1 rRNA gene is annotated in these 321 nt (G+C 55.8%); it reads left to right on the top strand.

Annotation, left to right across the window (positions count from 1 at the left end):
* A 16S ribosomal RNA gene (locus tag WS40_RS11065) occupies window positions 1–321 on the top strand; the annotation flags it as partial.

Raw genomic sequence — 321 nt, 5'->3', positions numbered from 1 at the left:
GTCGTCAGCTCGTGTCGTGAGATGTTGGGTTAAGTCCCGCAACGAGCGCAACCCTTGTCACTAGTTGCTACGAAAGGGCACTCTAGTGAGACTGCCGGTGACAAACCGGAGGAAGGTGGGGATGACGTCAAGTCCTCATGGCCCTTATGGGTAGGGCTTCACACGTCATACAATGGTCGGAACAGAGGGCAGCGAAGTCGTGAGACGGAGCCAATCCCAGAAAACCGATCGTAGTCCGGATTGCAGTCTGCAACTCGACTGCATGAAGTCGGAATCGCTAGTAATCGCGGATCAGCATGCCGCGGTGAATACGTTCCCGGG

This window comes from Ruminococcus sp. N15.MGS-57 (assembly GCF_000980385.1).
Taxonomy (GTDB): Bacteria; Bacillota; Clostridia; order Oscillospirales; family Ruminococcaceae; genus Hominimerdicola; species Hominimerdicola aceti.
The sequence above is the reverse complement of the archived record's forward strand: the minus strand, read 5'-3'. Positions and strand labels throughout refer to the sequence as shown.